At 65.3% G+C, this 2,314-nt stretch carries 2 protein-coding genes and 1 pseudogene; 2 read left to right on the forward strand and 1 reads right to left on the reverse strand.

Annotated features, from left to right (window positions below):
- The coding region (locus tag BIS11_RS15450) for a LysR family transcriptional regulator (RefSeq protein WP_253586483.1) at positions 1 to 866 on the reverse strand (866 nt) is incomplete at its 3' end.
- Positions 867 to 1,021: 155 nt separating this feature from the next.
- Between BIS11_RS15450 and speB the strand changes: the two genes are divergently transcribed.
- Together speB and BIS11_RS15460 are read left to right on the forward strand one after the other, a co-directional pair.
- On the forward strand, positions 1,022 to 1,924 hold the full coding sequence (gene speB / locus BIS11_RS15455; RefSeq protein ID WP_253425847.1) for an agmatinase: 903 nt from the start codon (positions 1,022 to 1,024) through the stop codon (positions 1,922 to 1,924).
- Positions 1,925 to 2,095: 171 nt separating this feature from the next.
- Positions 2,096 to 2,314 (forward strand): annotated as a pseudogene (locus BIS11_RS15460) (amidase family protein); the annotation flags it as partial.

A 2,314-nucleotide genomic window follows, 5' to 3' on the forward strand; every position in this document is an offset into this window, starting at 1 on the left:
GGCTCCTTGGCGTAGAGCTCGTGCTGGGCCAGCGTCATGGTCAGCGCCCCGAGCTCCACCGGCGCCTCGACGAGACGCACCGGCAGCAGCGAGATGAAGCGCTCGGCCATGCGCCGGGGCAGCGTCATGATCGCTCCGGTCAGCGCCACCACCCGGGCGGCGGCGAGATAGTTGAGGTTTTGCGAGATCACCCGCCGCCCCAGGCCGTGCTGCTCCAGGCAGTGGTCGATGGGGGTCGGCCCCAGCCCGCTGATGTCGGCAAGCTCCACGTGGCTTGCCTGGGCGAACGCGGCAAGGCTCAGGCGCGCGCCGATGTCGGGGTTGTCGAGGGCTGCCAGGCACACCCACGCCTCGTCGAGCCAGGCGGTCTTCACCACCCCGCCGGGCAGGGCGATACGGCTGTCGACGCCCACCACCATATCCACCTGACGACTCTCCAGCGCGTTGCTCAGCACCTCCGGGGTGATCAGCTCGATGGCGAAGCTGATGCCCGGCGCCTTGGCCAGCAGCCGGCTCAGGAACGCCGGGTACATCACCTCCTCGAAATAGTCCGTGGTGGCCAGGGTGAAGCGCCGCGTGCTGGTGAGCGGCGCGAAGGAGGCCGGGGGCGTCAGCCCCTCCTGCAGCACGGCGAGCGCCTGCTGCACCACCGGCAGCAGCGCCTGGGCGCGGGGGGTGGGCTGCATGCCCTGCTCGGTGCGTACCAGCAGCGGGTCGTCGAGGGCCTCGCGCAGGCGCTTCAGGGCGTGACTGATCGCGGGCTGGCTCACATGGAGCTTATCGGCGGCGCGGGTGACGTGACGCTCGTGCATCAGCGTCACGAACACCAGCAGCAAGTTGAGATCGAACTGACGCAGTAGACGCATGCCCGCCACCATTCATGAAGTGAATGAATAGATTCTAAACATTCATTTCATTCATCGCTGCAAAACTTTTATCGTCGCGCTCTCGTCGCTTTTCCACCTTGCGCCCCAGGAGATCACCGCCGGTGACCCACTCTACCCCGCTCACCTCACCCACCATGCCAAGCCTCTTTGGCGATGTCATCACGAGCTTCATGAACGTGCCCCGGGCGTTTGATCCCAGGTCGACGCAGGCGGACGTGGTGGTCAGCGGCGTACCTTTTGATCTGGCCTGTTCGGGGCGTGCGGGCACGCGCATGGGGCCGAACGCCATTCGCCAGGCCACGGCAAACCTGATCTGGGAAGGCAAGCGCTGGCCCTGGGATTTCGCCCTGGAAGAGCGCTTGAAAGTCGTGGATGCGGGCAACCTGGACTACGCCTACGGCGAACCCGAAAGCCTGGTGGACAATCTGGAGAGCCACGCCGGGCGCTGGCTCGCCGCCGGCAAGAAGATGCTCACGCTCGGCGGCGATCACTACATCAGCCTGCCGCTGCTGCGTGCCCATGCCCGCGAGCACGGCCCGCTGGCGCTGATCCACTTCGATGCCCATACCGACACCTACGAGCAGGGCACGCGCTTCGATCACGGCACCATCTTCCATCACGCGCTGAAAGAGGGCCTGGTGGTGCCGGAGCACTCGCTGCAGATCGGCATCCGGACAAGCTATGATCGCCACAACCACCCTTATGAAGTGCTGGACGCCGACTGGGTCAACGACCACGGACCGAAAGCCGTGCTCGAGAAGATACGCGCTCGCGTCGGCCACCACCCGGCCTACGTGACCCTCGACATCGACGGCCTCGACCCGGCCTTCGCCCCGGGCACCGGCACCCCGGTGTGCGGCGGCATGAGTACCGACCTGCTGCTGAAAGTGATTCGAGGCCTGGTCGGCATGGAGCTCGTCGGCATGGACCTGGTCGAGGTCAACCCGGCCTATGATCACGGCGACATCACCTCACTCGCCGCGGCGACCCTGGGGCTCGAGTTTCTTTACGTGCTGGCGGCGGGCAAGGCTCGCTGACACGTCTTTGATCGATACAAGAAACCACGACGAAAACGTCGTGGTTTTTTTCGTTTTAAGCATCGCTGAAAGGTTGTCTGTGCCATTCGCGCGCAAGCACAGGGCGAGACGCGATATACAGCGGGAAAGGGGGCGATTACTGTAAACCCTATACCGTGAAGGAGATCGCCCATGAATGCCTGTGACCTGAGCGCCTTTGATGCGCGCCGTTTGATGAGTTCCAAGAAGCTCTCCGCCGTGGAGCTGACCGAGAGCTGCCTGGCCCGTATCGAGGCAGTCAATCCCGCCGTCAACGCCCTGGTGGCCCAGGACCTCGACGCCTGGCGCCAGGGCGCGAAGAACGCCCAGCGCGCCATCGACCGGGGCGAGCCTCTTGGCCCGCTGCACGGC

Source organism: Halomonas sp. 707D4, assembly GCF_024158685.1.
In the GTDB taxonomy this organism is placed as follows: Bacteria; Pseudomonadota; Gammaproteobacteria; order Pseudomonadales; family Halomonadaceae; genus Vreelandella.

Coding starts and splice junctions, on each gene's coding strand:
- speB (WP_253425847.1), top strand. CDS start 1,022: ATGCCAAGCCTCTTTGGCGATGTCATCACGAGCTTCATGAACGTGCCC.